This is a genomic window from Pseudorhodoplanes sp., from assembly GCF_059499825.1.
In genome coordinates, this window is record NZ_JCABZI010000011.1 from 36,842 (window position 1) to 57,771 (window position 20,930).

Annotated in this window: 19 protein-coding genes and 1 tRNA gene; 14 read left to right on the forward strand and 6 right to left on the reverse strand. The window is 62.7% G+C overall.

Annotation, left to right across the window (positions count from 1 at the left end):
* Positions 1-83 precede the first annotated feature (83 nt).
* From AC5I5I_RS16245 to AC5I5I_RS16270, 6 genes are all read left to right on the forward strand, one after another.
* A complete protein-coding gene (locus tag AC5I5I_RS16245) occupies positions 84-899 on the forward strand; it encodes an enoyl-CoA hydratase (RefSeq protein WP_495974873.1) in 816 nt (271 codons plus the stop codon).
* A complete protein-coding gene (locus AC5I5I_RS16250) occupies positions 899-1,141 on the forward strand; it encodes a hypothetical protein (protein ID WP_495974875.1) in 243 nt (80 codons plus the stop codon). The genes AC5I5I_RS16245 and AC5I5I_RS16250 overlap by 1 nt, the downstream gene beginning before the upstream one ends.
* Positions 1,138-1,716, forward strand: coding sequence for a CoA-binding protein (locus tag AC5I5I_RS16255; RefSeq protein ID WP_495974877.1), 579 nt, complete (start codon positions 1,138-1,140; stop codon positions 1,714-1,716). Before AC5I5I_RS16250 ends, AC5I5I_RS16255 begins: the two co-directional genes overlap by 4 nt.
* A gap of 145 nt (positions 1,717-1,861) precedes the next feature.
* Positions 1,862-3,142, forward strand: coding sequence for an O-acetylhomoserine aminocarboxypropyltransferase (locus AC5I5I_RS16260; protein ID WP_495974879.1), 1,281 nt, complete (start codon positions 1,862-1,864; stop codon positions 3,140-3,142).
* A 144-nt stretch (positions 3,143-3,286) separates the two neighbouring features.
* On the forward strand, positions 3,287-4,336 hold the full coding sequence (locus tag AC5I5I_RS16265) for an HD-GYP domain-containing protein (protein ID WP_495974881.1): 1,050 nt from the start codon (positions 3,287-3,289) through the stop codon (positions 4,334-4,336).
* 204 nt (positions 4,337-4,540) lie between these two features.
* Positions 4,541-5,581 (forward strand): HD-GYP domain-containing protein, encoded by a 1,041-nt coding sequence (locus AC5I5I_RS16270; protein WP_495974883.1) that lies wholly within the window; start codon positions 4,541-4,543, stop codon positions 5,579-5,581.
* Positions 5,582-5,590: 9 nt separating this feature from the next.
* Here the strand turns inward: AC5I5I_RS16270 and AC5I5I_RS16275 are convergent, their stop codons facing one another.
* Complete coding sequence (locus tag AC5I5I_RS16275) at positions 5,591-6,658, reverse strand: COX15/CtaA family protein (RefSeq protein WP_495974885.1); 1,068 nt, start codon at positions 6,656-6,658, stop codon at positions 5,591-5,593.
* 69 nt (positions 6,659-6,727) lie between these two features.
* Here AC5I5I_RS16275 and AC5I5I_RS16280 point away from each other — a divergent pair, with 69 nt between their 5' ends.
* The gene (locus tag AC5I5I_RS16280; protein ID WP_495975324.1) at positions 6,728-6,937 is read left to right on the forward strand and encodes a DUF2842 domain-containing protein; all 210 of its coding nucleotides are present in this window, start codon (positions 6,728-6,730) and stop codon (positions 6,935-6,937) included.
* A gap of 5 nt (positions 6,938-6,942) precedes the next feature.
* On the opposite strand, the gene AC5I5I_RS16285 is transcribed toward AC5I5I_RS16280, so the two are convergent.
* Positions 6,943-8,004, reverse strand: coding sequence for a polysaccharide deacetylase family protein (locus tag AC5I5I_RS16285; RefSeq protein ID WP_495974887.1), 1,062 nt, complete (start codon positions 8,002-8,004; stop codon positions 6,943-6,945).
* 92 nt (positions 8,005-8,096) lie between these two features.
* Between AC5I5I_RS16285 and AC5I5I_RS16290 the strand changes: the two genes are divergently transcribed.
* Positions 8,097-9,317, forward strand: coding sequence for a GNAT family N-acetyltransferase (locus tag AC5I5I_RS16290; RefSeq protein WP_495974889.1), 1,221 nt, complete (start codon positions 8,097-8,099; stop codon positions 9,315-9,317).
* Positions 9,318-9,336: 19 nt separating this feature from the next.
* On the opposite strand, the gene AC5I5I_RS16295 is transcribed toward AC5I5I_RS16290, so the two are convergent.
* Complete coding sequence (locus tag AC5I5I_RS16295) at positions 9,337-11,562, reverse strand: GumC family protein (RefSeq protein ID WP_495974891.1); 2,226 nt, start codon at positions 11,560-11,562, stop codon at positions 9,337-9,339.
* Between the two features lie 168 nt (positions 11,563-11,730).
* Here AC5I5I_RS16295 and AC5I5I_RS16300 point away from each other — a divergent pair, with 168 nt between their 5' ends.
* The 3 genes from AC5I5I_RS16300 to AC5I5I_RS16310 all read left to right on the forward strand — a co-directional run bounded on the left by AC5I5I_RS16300 (position 11,731) and on the right by AC5I5I_RS16310 (position 15,799).
* Entirely contained in the window at positions 11,731-12,867 is a 1,137-nt protein-coding gene (locus tag AC5I5I_RS16300) for a glycosyltransferase family 4 protein (RefSeq protein ID WP_495974893.1), read from the forward strand.
* Positions 12,868-12,974: 107 nt separating this feature from the next.
* Complete coding sequence (locus tag AC5I5I_RS16305) at positions 12,975-14,522, forward strand: undecaprenyl-phosphate glucose phosphotransferase (protein ID WP_495974895.1); 1,548 nt, start codon at positions 12,975-12,977, stop codon at positions 14,520-14,522.
* A complete protein-coding gene (locus AC5I5I_RS16310; protein ID WP_495974897.1) occupies positions 14,519-15,799 on the forward strand; it encodes an O-antigen ligase family protein in 1,281 nt (426 codons plus the stop codon). The genes AC5I5I_RS16305 and AC5I5I_RS16310 overlap by 4 nt, the downstream gene beginning before the upstream one ends.
* Positions 15,800-15,816: 17 nt before the next feature.
* On the opposite strand, the gene AC5I5I_RS16315 is transcribed toward AC5I5I_RS16310, so the two are convergent.
* On the reverse strand, positions 15,817-16,605 hold the full coding sequence (locus tag AC5I5I_RS16315; RefSeq protein WP_495974899.1) for a class I SAM-dependent methyltransferase: 789 nt from the start codon (positions 16,603-16,605) through the stop codon (positions 15,817-15,819).
* A gap of 151 nt (positions 16,606-16,756) precedes the next feature.
* Here AC5I5I_RS16315 and AC5I5I_RS16320 point away from each other — a divergent pair, with 151 nt between their 5' ends.
* Positions 16,757-18,121: a hypothetical protein gene (locus AC5I5I_RS16320; RefSeq protein ID WP_495974901.1), complete on the forward strand. Its 1,365-nt coding sequence runs from the start codon at positions 16,757-16,759 to the stop codon at positions 18,119-18,121.
* Positions 18,122-18,213: 92 nt separating this feature from the next.
* Complete coding sequence (locus AC5I5I_RS16325) at positions 18,214-18,489, forward strand: hypothetical protein (protein ID WP_495974903.1); 276 nt, start codon at positions 18,214-18,216, stop codon at positions 18,487-18,489.
* Positions 18,490-18,553: 64 nt separating this feature from the next.
* Here the strand turns inward: AC5I5I_RS16325 and AC5I5I_RS16330 are convergent, their stop codons facing one another.
* The gene (locus AC5I5I_RS16330) at positions 18,554-18,745 is read right to left on the reverse strand and encodes a hypothetical protein (RefSeq protein WP_495974905.1); all 192 of its coding nucleotides are present in this window, start codon (positions 18,743-18,745) and stop codon (positions 18,554-18,556) included.
* A 333-nt stretch (positions 18,746-19,078) separates the two neighbouring features.
* Here AC5I5I_RS16330 and AC5I5I_RS16335 point away from each other — a divergent pair.
* A tRNA-Pro gene (locus AC5I5I_RS16335) sits at positions 19,079-19,156 on the forward strand.
* A 475-nt stretch (positions 19,157-19,631) separates the two neighbouring features.
* Here AC5I5I_RS16335 and AC5I5I_RS16340 read toward each other — a convergent pair.
* Positions 19,632-20,852: an acyl-CoA dehydrogenase family protein gene (locus AC5I5I_RS16340; RefSeq protein WP_495974907.1), complete on the reverse strand. Its 1,221-nt coding sequence runs from the start codon at positions 20,850-20,852 to the stop codon at positions 19,632-19,634.
* Between the last annotated feature and the right edge of the window lie 78 nt (positions 20,853-20,930).

A 20,930-nucleotide genomic window follows, 5' to 3' on the forward strand; every position in this document is an offset into this window, starting at 1 on the left:
GAGCACCCCTGGCATCGCCACGCTCTTCGCATGGCATAAGCGGACGGATACAATGGCCCGCGCGCAACGCAAAGGCTTCGGCGATGAATGTTCATGCGAGACCGGACAATGCAACGATCCTGCTGCGCGAGGATCGCGACGGCCTCGCGCTGCTGACGCTGAACAATCCGGCGGCCCGCAACGCGCTGTCGGAGGAACTGATCGCGGCGCTCAGCACGGCTTTGGACGCCATCGGGGGCGATCCGTCCGTGCGTGCTGTCATCATCGCCGCCAACGGCCCGGCCTTCAGTGCCGGCCACGACCTGAAGCAACTGACCGCACGCCGCTCCGATCCCGACGGCGGCAAGGCCTATTTCCGCCAGATCATGACGGCCTGCAGCACCATGATGCAGCGCATCGTCGCCCTGCCCCAACCGGTGATCGCATGCGTCTCCGGCATCGCGACCGCAGCCGGATGTCAGCTGGTCGCCACCTGCGATCTCGCCGTGGCGTCGGAAGACGCGCGCTTCGCGACGCCCGGCGTCGATATCGGGCTGTTCTGCTCGACGCCGATGGTGGCGCTGAGCCGCAACATCCCGCGCAAGGCTGCGATGCATATGCTGCTGACCGGCGAACCCGTGAATGCCGATGAAGCGGCGCGGCTCGGCCTCGTCAATCGCGTGGTGCCGAAGGGCACCGAACTGGACGCCGCCTTCGCGCTGGCACGCAAGGTCGCCGCGAAATCCACCGCAACGGTGAAGATCGGCAAGCAAGCCTTCTACCGCCAGGCCGAGATGAGTCTCGCCGATGCGTATTCCTATGCGTCGGAGGTAATGACCGAAAACATGATGACGCGCGACGCCAGTGAAGGCATCTGCGCCTTCGTCGAAAAGCGCCCGCCCGCATGGGAGGATCGCTGATGACCGCACGCGCGCTGCCGTGGCCAAAGCGTGGTCGCGGGACGATATTGCGCGGGGTGACGGCGGGCACCGCCTGGGGTTTGATCGTGGCGACCGCCCTGCTCGCGCTGTCGTTCCATCAATGCGGCACCATTTGCCTCGGCCAGATGGTCGAGACCACCGCGCTGTCGATCACTGCCGGCATACTGGCCATCGGTCCCCTCGTGCTGCTGCGACGCACGGCCAAGATCCGCGCAGCATGAATCACGACAGCTACAGCGACGGATTCATCCGGGGCGTCCTCAACACCGTAAAGACCATTGCGGTGGTCGGCGTATCGCCGAAGGTCGTGCGGCCAAGTTACTTCGTGTTCAAGTATCTGCTCGAGCGCGGCTATCGCATGATCCCGGTCAACCCGGGTCAGGCCGGCGGTGAATTGCTCGGCCAGCGCATCTACGCAACCCTGGCGGATGTCCCCGAGCCGATCGACATGGTCGACATCTTTCGCAATGCGGATGCCGCTCTCGGCGTGGTGCAGGAGGCGCTGGCGCTCAATCCGAAGCCTGCGGTGATCTGGATGCAGCTTGGCGTGCGAAACGACGACGCCGCAAAGCTCGCAGAAGCTGCCGGGCTGACGGTGGTGATGAACCGCTGTCCGAAGATCGAATACGGCCGGCTGTCGTCGGAGATTTCCTGGATGGGCGTGAATTCGCGCACGCTGTCGTCGAAGCGCGCGGCGCTCGGCACCGGCATCCAGCGCATGTCGCTGCAGCGCGAGACCTTGGCCGGCGGCACCACCGACGCGACGCTGCGTGCGGAGCGGAATACCGACTCCTGATCTTGTGCGTCGCGGTAGCAGGACAGGTTCCGGCTTTGCCGAAATCCGGAATTGCTTGACCGAAAAACCACGGACAGCCGCATCGGCTTGACGCTATGCTGCACGCGGATAAACGGACGCAATCCTCACGCAGCGGAGTTGACTGATGACCGAACGCACGCCCGGTTTTGCCACGCTGTCGATCCATGCCGGCGCCAAGCCCGATCCGACCACCGGCGCGCGCGCGACACCGATCTATCAGACCACGTCCTATGTGTTCGACGATGTGGACCACGCCGCCTCGCTGTTCGGACTGCAGGCCTTCGGCAACATTTATACCCGCATCGGCAATCCGACCTGCGCCGTGCTCGAGGAGCGCATCGCGGCGCTTGAAGGCGGCACAGCAGGCCTCGCGACCGCGTCGGGACATGCCGCGCAGGTCCTCGTGATGCAGGCGATGATGATGCCCGGAGAGGAGTTCGTCGCTTCCAAAAAGCTGTATGGCGGCTCGATCAATCAGTTCAACCACGCCTTCAAGAGCTTCGGGTGGAATGTGAACTGGGCCGATCCGGACGACATCTCCACATTCGAGCGCGCGATCACCCCGAAGACCAAGGCGATCTTCATCGAGTCGATCGCCAATCCCGGCGGCATCATCACCGACATCGAGGCCATCGCCAATATTGCACGCAAGGCCGGGGTGCCGCTGATCGTCGACAACACGCTGGCGACGCCCTACCTGTGCAAGCCGATCGATTACGGCGCCGATATCGTCGTGCATTCGCTGACCAAATTTCTCGGCGGCCATGGCAATTCGATCGGCGGCATGATCGTCGATGCCGGCACCTTCAACTGGTCGCGCGACGGCCGGTACCCGATGCTGTCGGAGCCGCGGCCCGAATATCAGGGGATCGTGCTGCATGAAACGTTCGGCAACTTCGCTTTCGCGATCGCCTGCCGGGCGCTGGGCCTGCGCGACCTCGGCCCTGCTCTCTCGCCATTCAACGCCTTCCTGATCCTGACCGGCGTCGAAACGCTGCCGCTGCGGATGCAGCGCCATTCCGACAATGCCAAGGCCGTTGCGGAGTGGCTGTCGAAACATCCGAAGGTCGCCTGGGTCAGCTACCCGGGACTGCCGGGCGACCGTTATCACGCACTGGCGCAACGCTATTGCCCAAAGGGCGCAGGCGCGGTCTTCACCTTCGGACTGAAAGGCGGCTACGACGCCGGCATCAAGCTCGTCTCAAACGTGAAGCTGTTCTCGCATCTTGCGAATATCGGCGACACCCGCTCGCTGATCATCCACCCGGCCTCAACGACGCACCGCCAGCTCACCGATGCGCAGAAGGCGCAGGCCGGCGCCGGCATCGATGTCGTGCGTCTGTCAATCGGGCTCGAGGACAAGGAAGACATCATCGCCGATCTGGAGCAAGCGCTGGCGGCGTGACGACACGCAATTAGCCTTCAGGTCAACATGGCCGGCGGTTAACGGCCGTTAACCGCCTTCGCCACAAGTTCATTACAGTTTGGAACAATTTTTCGGTTATCAGCGACACGTCCGTCCCTTTCCGGTCCGGCCTGGTTACGCCCGATGACTGTCGTCAACCTCGTAGCAGCTTCACGTGAGCGCCTCGCGGCGTTAAGCGAGGCGTTGCCAGAAGGCTTTACGGCTGAGTTCTTGCGACTGGAAGACCTACCTCACAGCAAGCCGGTCCATTCCGTTGTCGTCGATATCGACCTTGGGCGGGCTGCGGAGGTGCAGGCAGTCAAGGCCTGGCTGTCCGGACGCTCGCGGGCGGGCACGGTGATCGTCTGCGTTGCCGGAGGGCTTTCGCATCTCCAGTTGACGCAGGCCTATGCGCTTGGTGCCAGCGCCGTGCTGTCGCATCCTCTCGACCCGTCGCGCATTTACCGGCTCCTGAACGACGTCAGCGATCGTCCGTTGCCAACTTCGAGACGCAGGCTCGACGATGCCGCCCACGCGCTCGACACCATCGGCGACATGTTCGCCCTCGGCCGGAATGGTCAGGCTCCCAGTCTCGATGCCACCACCCGCTGCGGCGCCCAGATCGTGGACCGGCTTCATGAAATCGGCTTGTCCGCCTATCTGGCGGCGATCCAGAATCATCATAGCCGTACCTATACGCACTGCCTGACGGTGACTGCCGTTGCGGTCGGGTTCGGACTTCAACTCGGCTTAAGCCGCGCCGACACCGAGCGGCTCGCTGTGGCGGGCCTGCTGCACGACATCGGCAAGTCACAGATCCCGCTCGACATCCTTGAAAAGCCTGCGGCGCTGGACGAGCAGGAAAGTCTGGTCATGCGAAACCATCCGGTGCTCGGATATGAGATGCTGCGTGGCACGGCCGGACTTTCGCACGACATCCACGACATGGTTCTGCACCACCACGAATATCTCGACGGCACCGGCTATCCGCACGGTCTGCGCGGCTCGCAGATATCGGACCTGAACCGCATCATGACGATTGCCGATGTGTTCGGCGCCTTGGTGGAGCCGCGGTCGTACAAGCCGCCAATGTCAGGCATGCAGGCGCTCGATGTGCTGCATGACATGGGACCTAAGCTTGACGTTGCGCTGGTCCGCGCATTCGCTCCGGCTGCGATCAAACTCGCGGCCTAGCGCGTTCAAAGCAGCATCGAAAATGAACAGCGCGGGCGCTCGAGGCGCGATCCATGACTGCGGACCACGCGCCTTCGTGTCAGCGGCGCACGGTGCAAACTTGAAGCAAATGCTAAACGAAGATTAACGTTTCAGTCGGGGTTTAATCTACAATTTGGTGCAACTTCCACGATACTTTGCCGGCGTGTTCAAGGTCTGCTTGCCATGCAAAGCATCGCTGTCATCTCCTCATCGCAAAGCCGGCTCGCCGCGCTGAGATTGCTGCTGTCTCGGCATTTCGAGGCCGACTATGTCGAGCTCGACGCGTTGCCGTCCATCAGGCCAGGGCAAGTCACGATCCTGGACATCGACTTGCGCCAGACGATGCAGGTGCATGCGATCAAGATCTGGCTCGCGGCGCGTCCCGCCAATGCGCAGGTGCTCGTCGGCATCGACGACAAGGCGTCGTATCTTGAGGTGACCCAGGCTTGCGCCATCGGCGCAACCAGTGTGATCCCGCGGCCATTCGACGGTGCGCGGCTACATCGCGCCGTCACCGCTCCGGTCGCCCATACTTCGCACGATGCGACTTGCGATCCCGCGACCGAACTCGGGGCGCTGCAATCGATGTTCGCATCGGCCGGAAAGGGACGGGCTCCGAATGTGAAGGCCGTGAAACTTGCAGGTGCGCAGATCATCGACAGGATCAGGGACATCGGATTGGCGGACTATCTCGACGTCATCCGACAGCATCATATGCAGACCTATCAGCATTGCCTTGTGGTGACGGCGGTCGCGGTCTCGTTCGGCAGCCATCTTGGCTTCAAGCGCGACGACATCGAGAAGCTCGCTTTGGCCGGCCTGCTGCACGATATCGGCAAGGCGAAAATTCCGCTCGATATCCTGGAAAAACCCGCCGCCCTCGACGAGCAGGAAGTATCGACGATGCAGATGCACCCGGTGCTGGGTCACGAAATCCTGCGGCATGCCGCCAGCGTCCCGTACGAAATCCTGGATATGGTGCTGCACCATCACGAGTTGCTTGATGGTTCGGGGTATCCGCACGGCCTCAGCGGCGGCGAAATCACCGATCTCACCCGGATGATGACGATTGCCGACATCTACGGTTCCTTGATCGAACGGCGCGCCTACCGGTCACCCATATCGGGAGCGGACGCGTTCCAGATGCTGCGCGACATGGGTGACAGGCTCGATGTCGCGCTGGTCAACGCTTTCGCGCCACTCGCCCGCAGCGTCAAAATCTGATCGGCCGGATCAGGCCCGCGACAGAACGGAAATATCCGCCGTTGCGTGGACCGGCCGCGCCGCCTGCAGCACTGCCACCGTCAGCAGCAGGATCGCCATGGCCTGATGCAGCAGCGCGAGTGCGATCGGGACCGCGTACAGCAAGGTCGCAATCCCGATCATCGCCTGCATGACCAGCAGCAGCACGAACAGTGTCGCATAGGCGCGCATGGTGCGATCCTGGGTGCTGCGGCTCATGTCCCAGGAATGCCAGAGAGCCAACAACAGAATGAGGTAGGCCAGCATGCGGTGATTGAACTGCACCGTCAGCGCATTCTCGAAGAAATTGCGCCATAGCGGCGTCTCGAACAGCAGCCGCTCGCTCGAGGGGATCAGCGCGCCGTCGATATGCGGCCAAGTGTTATAGACAAGCCCGGCATCGAGTCCCGCGACCAGCGCGCCAAGATAGATCTGCAACAGGATCAGCACCACGAACATCATGGCGCTCAGCCGAAGCCGTGACGGCATGGCAACCGGCGGCAGCGGCTTCAGGCGCGCCACGATCCAGACGATCGCGGCATAGATGACGCAGGCGAGCGTCATGTGAAAGGCCAGCCGGTATTGCGATACGCTGACCCGCTCGGTCAGCCCCGACGACACCATCCACCAGCCGACCGCGCCCTGGATGCCGCCCAGCGCGAACAGCCCGGTCAGCGGCCAGCGCAAGTCGCGGCCGATCCAGCCGCGCCAGAGGAAATACAGCAACGGCAGTAGGAAGACCGCGCCGATCACGCGGCCGAGGATGCGGTGCGCCCACTCCCACCAGAAGATGATCTTGAACTCCGACAGCGACATGCCGCGGTTGATCTCGCGATATTGCGGGATCTGCTTGTATTTCTCGAATTCGGCGGCCCAGTGGGTCTCGGTCAACGGCGGCAACACGCCGGTCACCGGCTTCCATTCGACGATCGAGAGACCCGATTCGGTGAGCCGCGTTGCGCCGCCCACGATCAGGGTCGCGACCACCAGCGCGGCCACGACGAGCAGCCATGTCCTGACCGCGTGAAGGCCCCTGTTCTGCTCGCTCGCCGTCGCCATCTGTGTCTTGCCGCTCTGCCGTGGACCATATAGTCAGCACTCCGGTCCGGAACAACTCATGCCATGCCAATGCCCATCCGTAAGCGAAAGCTGATTGGCGCCATCCTGTTGGTGGTCCTGGTCACGGTCTGGGCGCTGCTGGCCATGGCTTTTGCGCAATTTGCCTTTGCCAGCCCCAACGCCGTCGCCGCCTGGATCTTCTACGTGGTGGCCGGCCTCGGCTGGGTCCTGCCGGCGATGCCCCTGATCCGCTGGATGGAAGGCGGACGCAAGGCGTAGAGGGCCTACGCCGCCTTCGGCGTGCGGCGGAACCCGTTCCACATCGCGGTGGCGCTGCCCGACAACAGCACCCGCAGATACCGCAATTGCTGGAATTCGCCGTTTAGCGAGATGCGCGGCAGCGCGGTCAGGTGATCTCGGTGTTCGCGGAACAGGACGCCGGGCTGTGTGGTCACCGCGGTCTTGAAGCCCAGTTCCGCCGCAATCGCGAATTCACGCGCCCCGGCGGAACTCGGATCGCCGACCGGATAGGCGAAATGTTCGGGACGGATCCCGATGGCGGATTCGATGACCGCCCGGCTCATCTCCATCTCCGAGCGGGCCACCCGGTCGGGCGTCTTTTTCAGCATGTAATGATTGACGGTATGCGCGCCGATGGTGACCAGCGGGTCGCGGGACAATTCGGCGATATCCTCCCAGCTCATGCACAATTCGTCGCACAGCGCCGCCATGTCGATGCCGTAGCGCGCGGCCAGGTCGCGCACCACCGCGCGCAACTCGTCTTCGGTCTCGAGGCTGCGCAGCCACCAGTAAAGCTGCTCGTAGATGTTCCTCTTGTCGTCAGCGCGCTCGCAGTCGAAGCGGCGTTCGCGGCCGTCGATATAAAGACCGATGCGGTCGTTATTGGCCACGACCCGCTCCAGCGCCACCCACCAGATTTCGCCGATGCGGTCGGGAAAGCTGGTCGGCACATAGAGCGCGAACGGAACCTCGTGTTTCTTCAGGATCGGATAGGCCCATTGCAGGTTGTCGCGATAACCGTCGTCGAAGGTCAGGCAGACAAAGCGCCGCTTGAAATCCCGCTGGGTCAGCCTGCGATACATTTCGTCCAGCGAGACGATATCGAGGCCGGATCGCCGCAATTTGCGGATGACCGCGGCGAAAAAGCCGGGCGATACCTCCAGCAGCCGGTTCGGCTGGTAGCTTCCGGAGCGCGAAGGCCGGACGTGATGCAACGTCAGGATCGCCCCCACACCCTGCAGAAACGGGCGCAGGGCGACATGGGCGCCGCTGAAATACAGCCCCTCGAGCCCTGCCCGGATGATGGTTTTCTTCAGCCCACTCACCGCGAAATGCCGCCTTTCAGTGAAACAGGCGCAATCCTGCCAACGCTTTGTTGAGAATCCTTTGCCACGGTGGGTTTTTCAAGGAGCCCGGCATGAATTTCGCGCTGGTGAAAACCGAGGACGCGACCATCGAGCATGCGCCTCTCATCAGGGACCTGCACGCCCGGTCCGACGCCGGCTGGACCATCGACATTGCCGACAGTCTGGACGGCGCCGAACGCCCGTGGCGTGCGCTGCTGCGGCAGGACTGCTTTGCCACCGCGTATCAGGATTTCGACCTTTGCGCGTTGTGGTTCCGGCATGTCGGAGCGCCGGGCGGCTACAAGCCGTTCGTGGTGATCGGCCGCGATCCGGCCGGAAGCCCGGTTTTCGTCTGGCCGCTGGTCCGAAAGACGGTCGGCGGCTGCGAGGTCGCGAGCTTCTTCTGCGGCCGCCATGCCAATTTCGGCACCATGCTGTGGCGCACGGACATTGCGCGCGCCATTACCCAGCCGGATCTGCAGAGCATCCTGCAGCGGATTGCCGCCGGCGGCATCGATGCGCTGGCACTGCACAACCAGCCGCCACAGTTGCAAGGCATCGCGAACCCGTTGCTGCTGCTTGCGCATCGATCGGCGCCCGACAAGTGTTACAGCCTGTCGCTGGACGGGACGACAGACGAGATCATGGCGCGGCGCTACAACGCCGATACCCGGCGCAAGCTTCGCCGCAAGGAACGCCATCTCGCCGAGCTTCCGGGCTATCGCTATCAGCGCGTCACGTCACCGGAGCTCGCCGATCGCTGTGTCTCCGAATTCCTCAAGCAGAAGGCGGTACGTCTGGGCGCCCGCGGCATTGCCAATGCGTTCGACGAGCCGGGCATGGATGCCTTCCTGCGGGCTTCCTGCCGCCAGGGACTTGCCGAAGGCAGCCCGCTTGTCGAGATCCACGCACTGACCTGCGACGAGGAAATCCTCGCCGTGTTCGCCGGGATTCACGACCGGACCTGTTTCTCGACCATGTTCAACTCCTATACGCTCAGCCGGCACGCTCGCATGAGCCCAGGCCTGACGCTGCTTCTGAAGCTGGTCGACGATTGCACGCGGCGCGGGTTTCGGATGCTCAATCTCGGTGTCGGCGCGGCTGAATACAAGACGGCGCTATGCGACACCGTCGAGCAGCCCTTCGACTCTTTCATCGGACTGACGGCACGCGGACAGGCATTCGCGATGACAACGAAGGCGATGCGTGCGCTGAAAAGTACGATCAAGAACAATCCCAGATTATGGGATCTGGTCAGCAAGGGCCGCGCCAGGCTGTTCGCCAGGCGCTGACCGTTAAACGACTGCCCGCTCAGGCTGCGACCGGTTCTGTGGCGGACTGCCCCGCCCCGCCCTGAATGCAGACCACATCCGCGAACCCCGCTTTGGTGAGCTGCGCGCGAGCGTCCTGCGCCTCTTGCGCCTTCGTATCCTTCGCCACCAGAACGGCACGCGGCGCGAGCGCCGCAAAGAACGCGACCGGAGCCTCGGATATCGCGCCGCCATCCATCACCATGTGGTCATAGGCGCGCGCCAGCGCCTCGAGCGTTATGGTCAAACGCGGAGACGCGAAGATGACGGATGCATCGCCCATCACCTGGCCAGTCGAAACCAGATGCAGCCGCGAGAACCTGTCGCGAGTGATGATATCGCCGAAGGACGCGGTCCCGCGTGCAAGCTCGGCAAAGCCGGGCGCCTGCGGATCGACCGACATGATGGATAGATTGGGTGCGTTGAGCGCGAGATCGGCCAGCACCACCTTGCCCCGTTTCGCAGCCAGCGCGCGGGCCAGCGCGAGAGCGGTATAGGTCGTGCCAACGTTGCGTCCGACCCCGAACACCACCACGCTGCCGGCCGGCTCGCCCCTGGCGGTCAAGGCCGTCAGGGCGTTGGCAAGCGTCTCGATCCGGTCCGCCTTCGGCGCAGCAATGGTGGCCGCAGCCGGAATTTCAGGAACCGGGATATCCTGTCTGGGCTCTGCGACCGCAGCAGCGCGCGGCTTGCGCTTGAACAGCGCGAGCAAGGAGCGGCGGGTCGCAGACGGCGCTGGCACCGTCGACTCGGCGACAACAGGTTCCGCCGGAACCATCGCCTCATCCCGCACCGGCCGAATGCGGGCCCGTGTCGGTACACCCTGTCGCATGATCTCGGACGAGATCACGAACGCGGCGGACAGGAACAGCGCCGCCAGCGTGGCCACGAGAATGATGGGCAGCTTCTTGGGGAAAGCCGGAACGTTCGACACCGTGGCGCGCGAGATCACCCGGGCCTCGGCGGGAGCGGCATCGATATTCTCACGCGCCGTCGCTTCGCGGTAGCGCGCCAGATAGGACTCGAGCAAGTCGCGCTGGGCCTTGGCTTCACGTTCGAGCGCCCGCAACTGCACATCCTGCGGCGACGCGCCGCTGATCTGCCGCTTGATCCGCTCGACGGCTTCGTTGGTCTGGTCGACGCGAACCGCGGCAATGCGGGCATCGTTCTCGATCGAGTTGACGAGCCGCTCCAGCTCACCGCGCATCTGCGCGTCCAGCGCATTGATCTGCGCATTCAGTTCCTGGATTCGTGGATGCCGCTCGAGCAGGGTCGAAGACTGTTCGGCGAGCTGCGCCCGCAGCAACACGCGCTGTTCGACCAGCCGCTTCAGCAGATCGGAATTGACGATATCGGACGACTCGACCTGCTTGCCGCTCTTGAGCATGTCGCGGATGGCACGCGACCGCGCGTCGAGATCGGCCTTCTGCGCTCGCACGGTTGCAAGCTGGGAGGTCAATTCGCCGAGTTGCTGGGTGTTCAGGCTGGTCTGGTTGTTGCCGATATAGAGGTTGGCGCCGGCGCGAAACTGGTCGACCTTGGCGTCGGCCTCCTGCACGGTCTGACGCAGCTGCTTGATCTCGTTGGCGAGATAGGCACTGGCACTGCGGGTCTGATCGAGCTTGGCCTGCTGCTGCATTTTCATATAGGCGTCAACGATGGCGTTGACGACCTTCGCCGCGAGCTCGGGATCCTCGCTGAGAAACTCGATGGTGATGACGCGCGAGCGCTCGACCGCGGACACCGTGAGCCGCTCGAAATAGATTTCCATGACCCGCTCTTCCTGGGTCATCTTCAGGCGATCGTGGCCGAACCCGAAGGCCGACACGAATGCTCCGATCGCGGACGTGCCGTTCAGCGCCGGATCGAATTCCGGGCGCTCGCCCAGTTTCAGTTCGCGAATGACCTGCCGGGCGATGTCACGCGACTGGATGATCTGGACCTGGGTGGCGATCGCTTCCTGATCGGCTGCGGCGCGGTCGATCGATTTTTCCGCCTCCGGCCGCAGGAAGACGTTCTCGCGTCCCTCGATCGCGATCTTGGCTTCGGAGCGGAATTTAGGCGTGATCCTGTCAACGATCATCAGCGTCGCCACAGCGACAAGGATCGTCGGAATCAGGATCAGCCACTTCTTGCGCCAGAGGGCCGCACCAAGCGCGCGCAGATCGAGTTCGGTATCGGTTTCCGCCGAGGAAACCCCAACGCTACCCTGCCCTACCGACTGCATCACCGACTCCGCCACAACCGACGACGCTATTTCCCCCCATTATGGTTATTGCCGCGTTAAGGCCGGAAAAGATGTGGCGAATAAGCGCAAGGTCCTTGGCGCGCGCGGTGAATCGCGCTCATAGCAGGCCTTAACGTCTCTTAACGTATTCGGGCTGACCTACAGGCAATGACCGAACCTGCACGCCGGTTGCGCATCCTGCATGTGCTGCGTTCCCCCGTCGGTGGACTGTTCCGGCACGTCGCCGATCTGGTTCGCGGCCAGTCGGCGCGCGGTCATGCGGTCGGGCTGATCTGCGACAGTTCCACCGGCGGCGACAACGCGACCGAGGTTCTTCGCCAGTTGTCACCGCATTTGAGTCTCGGCCTGACCCGCTTTGCGATGGGCCGCGACATCGGCTTCGGCGATCTGTCGGCGATCGGCCATGTCGGCCTGCGCGTCCAGCAAACCGCGCCCGATGTGGTCCATGGACACGGCGCCAAGGGCGCCGCCTATGCGAGACTAGCCGTGTCCTCCGGCGGGCCGCTGCGCGTCTGCACCCCGCATGGCGGCAGCCTGCTGTTCCAGCGCACAAGCGTCAGCGGACGTTTCTATCTCGGGCTGGAGCAATTGCTGAATCGCCGCACCGACCTGTTCGTGTTCGAGAGCGCCTTCATCGAACGGATCTTTCGCGACAAGATCGGAGAGCCGGCCGCGATGTCGCGGATTGTGCCGAACGGCGTCGGCGAAGACGAATTCGCGAGCGTTCCGCTGGCCGACGATGCGACCGATCTTCTCTATATCGGCGAATTGCGAGACCTGAAGGGTGTCGACCTGCTGATCGGTGCGCTGGCGAGCCTGCGCGCGCGCGGCCTGCCGCTGACCGCAACGATCGTCGGTGCCGGATCGTCGCGCGACGATCTGGAACGGCAGGCGCAACAGTCCGGGCTCGCGGAGGCAGTCCGCTTCATGGCGCCGATGCCAGCGCGGAAAGCCTTCGCGCTCGGCCGCATCATGGTGGTTCCCTCGCGCGCGGAATCCTTTCCCTATATCGTGCTCGAGGCGGCCGCCGCCGGAAAGCCGCTGGTCGCAACCCGTGTCGGCGGCATCCCCGACATGTTCGGTCCGCTAGCGGAAAGCCTGGTCACGCCCGACGACCGCATCGCGCTCGAAGGCGCCGTGACCTTTGCCGTTAACCATCCGGAAAGCATGTCCGACGCCACCCGCTTGTTGCAGGCGCGGGTGCGCGCCAACTTCTCACTGGACGACATGGTCGACGGCGGAATCGATGCGTATTGCGCGGCCATCGCGGCGCGCAAAAGCTAAAATACGCATAAGCTTTTGTTGAATCTTTTCCGATAGACCTGTCCCCTCAAAACAAGGTCTGCGCGCGAGGTCTCTTTCTCGGCGTGACGGATCGAGGGACGGCGCAAATGTTCGAACTGGACGCTCACAAGATGCTGGGCGCGCCCGCTGCTGCGACTGCCGCAACCGGCAGCTCGGATGCACCCGCGCGCAACAAGCGGCAATTGTCTCCGGCAGCGCTGGCGGCAGCATCGGTTGCAACACACACGGCGATCTCGCCGATCGTACTCGCCGGATTCGTGCGTGCGCTGGACGCCGCGCTGATCGCGTTCGTCGGCACCCTCGTCTACTACGCCTATGTGTTCCCGATCGAGGGCTACCGCTGGCCCTACATTCTCGCGATTGCCGGCATCTCGCTGGTATCGGTCGTCGCATTCCAGGCGGTGGATGTCTATCAGGTCCATGCCTTCCGCCGGCCGCTCAATCAGATGGCGCGCATGATCCCCGCCTGGTCGGTGGTGTTCCTGCTGACGATCACGGTGTCGTTCTTCTTCAAGCTCGATCTGCCGTTGTCGCGTGTCTGGCTGCTGAGCTTCTGGGCCGTCGGCATCGTGACGCTGATGGCCTTGCGCACCGGACTATACATCCTGGTCAAGCAATGGATGCGCGAGGGACGGCTCACCCGACGCACCGTCATCGTCGGCGGCGGAGCGCCGGGCGAAGCGCTGATCGATGCGCTGAAGACGCAGGTCGACGACGATGTGCGCGTGGTCGGCGTGTTCGACGATCGCAACGACGAGCGCGCGCCGACACATTGTGGCGGCTTGCCGAAACTCGGCACTGTCGACGATTTCGTCGAATTCGCGCGGCGCACCCGCATCGACCTCGTGATCTTCTCGCTGCCGATCACCGCCGAGAACCGCATCCTGGCGATGCTCAAGAAGCTCTGGGTGCTTCCGGTCGATATCCGCCTGTCGGCGCATTCCAACAAGCTGCGGTTCCGGCCGCGCTCCTATTCCTATATCGGCACCGTTCCGGTGCTCGACGTGTCCGACCGCCCGATCGCGGATTGGGACGTCGTGATGAAATGGCTGTTCGACAAGATCGTCGGCGGCCTTATCCTGCTCGCGGCGCTGCCGGTCATGGCGGCAGTCGCGATCGCGATCAAGCTCGACAGCCGCGGGCCGGTTCTGTTCAAGCAGAAGCGCTACGGCTTCAACAACGACCTGATCGAAGTCTATAAATTCCGCTCGATGTATGTCGACCAATGCGACGCGGCCGCGAACAAGCTCGTCACCAAAGGTGATCCCCGCGTCACCCGGGTCGGCCGCTTCATCCGCAAGGCGAGCCTCGACGAATTACCGCAGCTGTTCAACGTGGTGTTCAAGGGCAATCTCTCGCTGGTCGGACCGCGACCGCATGCCGTCAATGCCAAGGCCGAGGCGCGCCTGTATGACGAAGCCGTCGACGGCTATTTTGCGCGTCACCGGGTCAAGCCGGGCGTCACCGGCTGGGCCCAGATCAACGGCTGGCGCGGTGAGACCGACACCCAGGAGAAGATCCAGAAGCGCGTCGAATACGACCTCTATTATATCGAGAACTGGTCCGTCCTGTTCGATCTCTACATCGTGCTGATGACGCCGTTCGCGCTGCTGAAAAGCGAGAACGCATATTGATCACGCTCGACCAGGCCGCGGCGATCGCAGCGCCGCGCCGTGCGGCGCAACCGGTGGTGCCCGCCGCGCCAGTGGCGTCGCGCCGCGTTCCCGCCATTGCGATCAGCCTGCTTCATGGCGCGCTGTTCCTGACGATCCTCGGCAGCTTTCTGGTCTTCATCGAGCCCTCGCCTTACGAAGTGCTGTCGGCGCTGCTGGTGTTCACCTGCTTCCTCGCCGGCGTCACACTCGACCGCAAGCTGCTGCCGCTCGTCATCCTGCTGCTGCTCTATAACCTCGGCGGCGCGTTCGCATTGATCCCGGTGATCGGCGACGAGCCGTCACGGCGCTTCATCCTGATTTCGTTCTACATGGCGTTCACCGCCATCATCTTCGCGATGATTTTTTCGACCGACTGCGTGCGCCGCGGGGAAATCCTGCGCAAGGCCTATATTCTGGCCGGAGTTTGCGCGGCGCTCGCCGGCATCGTCGGCTACTTCAAGGGCATCGACATTCTCACGCTCTATGGTCGCGCACGCGGCACGTTCAAGGATCCGAACGTCTACGGACCGTTCATGATCCTGCCGATGCTGTTCCTGCTGCAATCCTTCCTCGCACGCGGATTGCGCGTGCTATCGCTCGCTGCGTTCCTGATCATGGCCGCCGGCCTGTTCCTGAGCTTCTCGCGCGCCGCCTGGGCGCACATGGTTTTTTCGGCGGCGATGATGATGGCGCTGTTGTTTGTGACCACGCCGAGCGGCTGGTTCCGCGCCCGGCTTGTTGCGTTCTCGGTGATGGTCAGTCTTGCGGTGGCCGGCCTCCTGATCGGCCTGCTCGCCGTCGGCAATGTCGGCACCGTCTTCAAGGAGCGCGCGTCGCTCAACCAATATTACGACACCGGCGAGAGCGGACGCTTCGGCAACCAGAAGAAAAGCGTCGGCGAATTGCTCGAACGGCCCAATGGATTTGGCCCGCTGCAATTCCGCAATCACTACACCAACGATCCGCACCAGGTGTATCTGAATGCCTTCGCCTCATATGGCTGGCTCGGCGGATTCTCCTATCTGGCGCTCGTTCTGATCACGCTCGCGATTGGGCTTCGAACGGTGTTCGTAACCACGCCCTGGCAGCGCTATTTCATTCCGGTGATGGCGACGTTCACCGGCGTGGCGCTCGAAGGCCTGATCATCGATACCGACCACTGGCGGCATTATTATCTGCTGCTCGGGCTGGTCTGGGGATTCTCGGTCGCGACCATGAATTTCAGACGGCGCGCGATCGCGCAGCCCACGGCCTGACGTCTTGCGGAAGGCGCCTATTTGCGCGCGGCGATATAGGCGTAGCTCGCGACGGTGCGCCAGTCGTGCTTGCGGGCGAGCGCGGTGAAGCGGGCATGCACGTCACGCAGGATCGGAAAGCGATCGAAATAGCCGTGGCCATAAAACGGAAGGATCACCACCTCGCGATAGCCGATGCGCTCCAGCATCGGCTTCATCTTTCTTTCGCTGGCATAGGTCCAGCTGTAGCGGGCCGGAAAAACCGGGTCTTCGTCGTCGGTCCGGTGCGGATAGATCAGCTTGACGATTTTCGCGGCGACGTCGTCGGGCAGCAGCCGGTTGACCACGAACGGAAACGCATAGAGCGTCGGCACGAAGGCAAGCGCCACGCCGCCCGGCGCGAGCAACTGGTACAAGTTCGACCAGGCGCGCTGCCCGTCCGCGACATGCTCGAACACCATCCGCGAGAACGCGAGATCGATGCTGTCGCGCAGATCCGCAACGGCGGAAATGTCGCCGGCCACATCGAAACAGGCCTTGTGGTAGCTCTCCGGGAGGACATCCAGTTCGGTCTGCGAAATATCGTTGACCGTCATGTCGAGACCGAGGGCCGACAATTCGTCGGCCTTGAACAGCGGATCGCGGCCGCCGCCGACTTCGAGCAGACGATGCGCATGCAGGATGCGGGCAAGACCCCGCACCACATGCTCGTAATTGTCCCATGCCCAGTCGCGGTCGTTGCGAACGCCGAGTTCGGCGAACGCGCGGGCCAGGGTTCCACCGCCGTCCAGTCCGATCAGAAAGTCGCCCGGAGTTTTGTCGAGCATGGCGCGCCTCTTCCTGCCTCAAACGCTGGTCGCACAAGCCTTGCATGCCGTCACACGGCCGCGCTTGAGAGTTCCTTAAACCCCCGGCCTTTATGATGTCTTACGCGCGCCATCCAATTCCTGACCGGCGCTCCGGATCGATCAACCGACAATGTCCGCCGCCACATCCGATTCCATGATCGACGGCCGTCCCGAAATATCGGCGGGTTCCCGTCCGGTCGACGCCCCGGATGGCGCTTCGGGCCGCTTCTTGTCGATCCCCTATCTGCTGCTGCGCGCCACCACCGCCGGCGGCGGGCTGGTCGGCGGCCTGGTCCAGACCTTCGTGTTCGCACGCATCCTGGACCCGGAGCGATTTTCGGTCTTCATCCTGGTCGGCACGCTCGGCATCGCGCTGTGGCTGAGCGACATCGGCCTCGTCAAGATCATCTTCGTTCGCATGCGCGCGTGGCTGCTGGGCGGCGCAGAAGCCGGCGCCAGCGTCGTCGCGCATGCGACCGCGATCGTGATCCTGTATTTTCTGCTCGGCATCGTTTGCACGATCGCCTGCTTTTTCGGTGCGCTCCTGCTGGGCGCGGGCGCCTATGGCGGGCTCGAACTCGCGTTATTCTTTCTCTTCACCGCAATCACGCTGGTATGGTTCGCGTTGCGTAATATCAGCCTCGCGGTCGACGATTTCATTTTCTTCGAAGGCATGGAGGTCACGCGGCGCACTTTGCATGTCGGCTTCATGCTGGCGACGCTGATCGGCCTGTCGCTGATGGCCTTCCTGGTGATTGCGAACCTGATCTGGGCCGCGCTGTTTGCGGTCATGATCGCGCGGCTGTCGCGCAAGGGCGCGCTGCAGGCAACGATCGCTGGCTTTGCCGGGAACCTGCGGTCGTTCTTCCGGGACAACAGGAAGGAAGTGGTCTCCGGCGGCACTTATGCGGTGAACGAATTCTATCTCTACAATTTCGCCTACGCGATCGTGCCGGCCGCCTACGGACTCGGCGCGCCGACCATCATCCTCGACACCCTGTTCAAGGTGGTGCGCGGCGCGACCGTGCTCTATTCGGCGGCAAGCGACGTGGCCTTGCCGCGCCAGACCCGCGCCCATAGCGAAGGCGACCGGCGATCCGTCGTGCTCGCAACGTTGATGGCCGCCGGCCTCGCCAGCCTGCCGGGAATTGCCATCTGCATTGCGCTGGCGTTTTTCTCCGAACCGATGTTCCGCATCCTGCTCGGCGATTCCGCCGTCATGCCGCAGGCGATCGTGCACCTGATGATCGTGCTGCTGATCGCCAACCTGATCCAGACCGTGTCGAACTTCCTGCTGATCCACACCGGCTATTTCAAGGTGATCGCGCGCCTGAGCGTGCTGGTCAGTCTGGCGGCGACCTTTGCCACGGCAATCGCGATCGTGGCCGGGGCCGATCTGACCGGCTTCATCAAGGCCTTTACCGCGGTCTATGTCGCAAGCGCGCTATCCTATTTCATGCTCGCCCTGCGCGGCCCATTGCGAAAGACCTCATGACCTGCGAAGGCTTGCGCGGCGTGCGCGTCTGACTGTGCCATTGGCAACGTGCGGCTCCATCACCATATCCGCCTCACATCACAGGAGCCAAAATGGCCAAAACTCCGCTTTCGTTGAAACCCAAGGATCCCGCCGCCACGTCAGAGCCTGGCGATGCGGAGGTCGTGTTCGAGCCGCATTCGCAAAAGCGGCGACAGGAAGCCGGTCGCTATCGCCTGCAAGTGGACCGTCAGACCAAGGCAACCTACGCCACGTTCGAGGCCGCCGAGGCCCAGGGCATGATCATCAAGAAGCAGTTCAAGCAGGTTCAGGTCGCGATTTACGACATCCAGGCAAGTTCGAACACGATCCTCGAGTTGCCGGCCTGATCCGCCTTCTGCGATGCCGGGCTGCGCGCAAACGGCAGGCGCGCTGGGCAAGGCGTAACGGTCATCAGGAGATTTTCTTTTCGTTCGGCCGACAATCCTCTTCAGCGCTCAGCAGCGCCTCGCGGCGTGCGTGATCGATCAACTCACGGCTCATTTTTCTGAGTTCCGCGGCTACGGTTGGGGCCGTGCATTCGTCGGCGATGCGCGCGCACCACAGCGCATATCGTTCGAGCTCGATTGCCGTCAGCTGCTTCATGGAATGGTCCCGGGCAGAGACCCTCCCCTTGCACAGCGGGAATTTCACAAATTGATCTCGCACAAAGATCTGGTCACCTCTCGGTGATGTGGCCGCCGGCCATCAGCCCGCAGCGGCCACGTGCCGACCAGCGGACGATCGGTGCGGACGAAACTATTCCCCGAGGTCGATGCCAAGGTCGCGACAGAGCCTTGCAAGCGCGGTCCGGCCGGGTTATCCGCTTCGGCCTCGGGCAACCGAGGGGCGCCTCAGCGATGAGCGCCTTCCCAGCCGCTTCCCCAACGGGTCAACTGGGACTGCAATGGCTTAAGCTAGCCATTGGTTTTAAACGGTCGGAGCGTGGCGCAGCCCGGTTAGCGCACTAGTCTGGGGGACTAGGGGTCGTGGGTTCGAATCCCGCCGCTCCGACCATTTAACTCTATGATTTTAAATCGTTTTTGCTTTCTATTTCGCTACGTTCGCGTGGGTGAGCTCAGCGGTGTCGCACATGTCGCCACCGCCCCCGGCGGGGTTGACGCTTGAGTTTCATTGCAGTCCGCCACTGAAGGATGAAGAGGTTTAAGACTACAACCAGCCTGGAAATTGCTCGTCGACGTGACAAACTTGCTCGGTCTCGGGGCGTCGAGCGAGCACAAACACCGAGCAATGCTCGCGAGCAATCGACTTCTCTCAGCCGCGACTTCGCGTCAGATACGTCTTCGATCCCACCAAGACCGGGCATAATACTGTTCGACTAGCGCGGCTCACCGGCCGCGACTACGCACTCGTCGAACTTCGAAGCGGCGAAGTCGCGCAGATCCCTGTCGCGCCGCATCGCTCGGAGTTCATCCGATATAACGACACGACCAGATTTCACACTAATTTGGCACTCGCTACGAATCTAACTTCAAGCAAATGGTTGCATGCGAGGGTCTTCACCGAGGTCACCCGTAAGCTGGAGTTGCCCCATCAGGCTCGATACAGTGTCGAAGTCCACAACCGCGTGATGACACGCGGTGCTGATGTCACGAAACGCGCGATAAACCGGATTGCCCTCATAAAGACCAAGCGCGCCTGACGCAGCATAAAGCCGTTCTATCGCTCGCCTGCTCAACTCGACAACGTATGCGGCATCCCATCGCATTTGAATGCGATCCTCCGCAGACATCGGCGCCTTGTCGACCACTATAAAAGCGTCGAAGCGATCGCACATGTCGTTGATGAGGCGCCGTGCCGCGGCGATCTCAGCTGCCGATTCGGCAACCCGCTTCTGCATGTGCGGGTTCTTCGCCTTGGCAACACCGTAAGGATTCTTCCGCGTCGACGTCATATCGACAAACGCCCTCAATCCGCCCTCCGCCATTCCGAGAACCGAACTCGACAGCATGGCGGGCAGACCCGAGTAAACCGATAAGCGATACACAGGCGACTTCGTGTGCGGGCTAAGGCCAAGAAATGTTGGGAACGTCGGAACCACCCGATGCTTCGGCACAAAGGCGTTCTTTACGATGATATCCTTCGAGCCCGATCCCCGCATTCCCAGCGTATGCCAAGTGTCTTCCAGTTCGACATCCGCGAGCGGAACCATGACATGGTGCATGATCGGGTCGCTGTCACCGGGCCTACCATTTTTTGCACCGACGATGAACCAGGGAGAGTGATCAGACCCGCTGCCGAACATCCAGCGTCCTGTGAGGCGCCAGCCGTTCTCTACCGGCTCCAAAGTGCCCCCAGGCGCCAGCGAACCGGCGACCAGATTGTCAGCGTCGCCTTCGTAAACTTCCCGCTGACATTCCTCCGGAAACCTTCCGATGATGTAGTCGTGCGCCACGCACACCATCAGCACCCAGCTCGCTGCCGAGCATACGTTGCCGATTTCCGCGCATGTCCAAATCAGTGAGCTTGGCGAAAGCTCGTATCCGCCGTACTTTTTGGGCGTGATCAGACGCGACAATCCCGATTCCCTGAGCGCGTTCGCTGCGTCATTGCTCAGACGACGCATCCGGTCGCTCTCATTGGTCGTTGCTGCGAGGCGGGGAAGGATAGAGCGCGTCGCGCTCTTGTAATCGAAATCGGAGCCAAGATTACTCGGCCTCTCAACCGCGTTCCGCGCGACCGCACTGCTCATTTTTATCTCCTGCCTTGCGACGCACGCTCCGAGCGAACAGCAATGGCTCCAGAGCTGGGCTCTGCGCTCTTCCGCGCT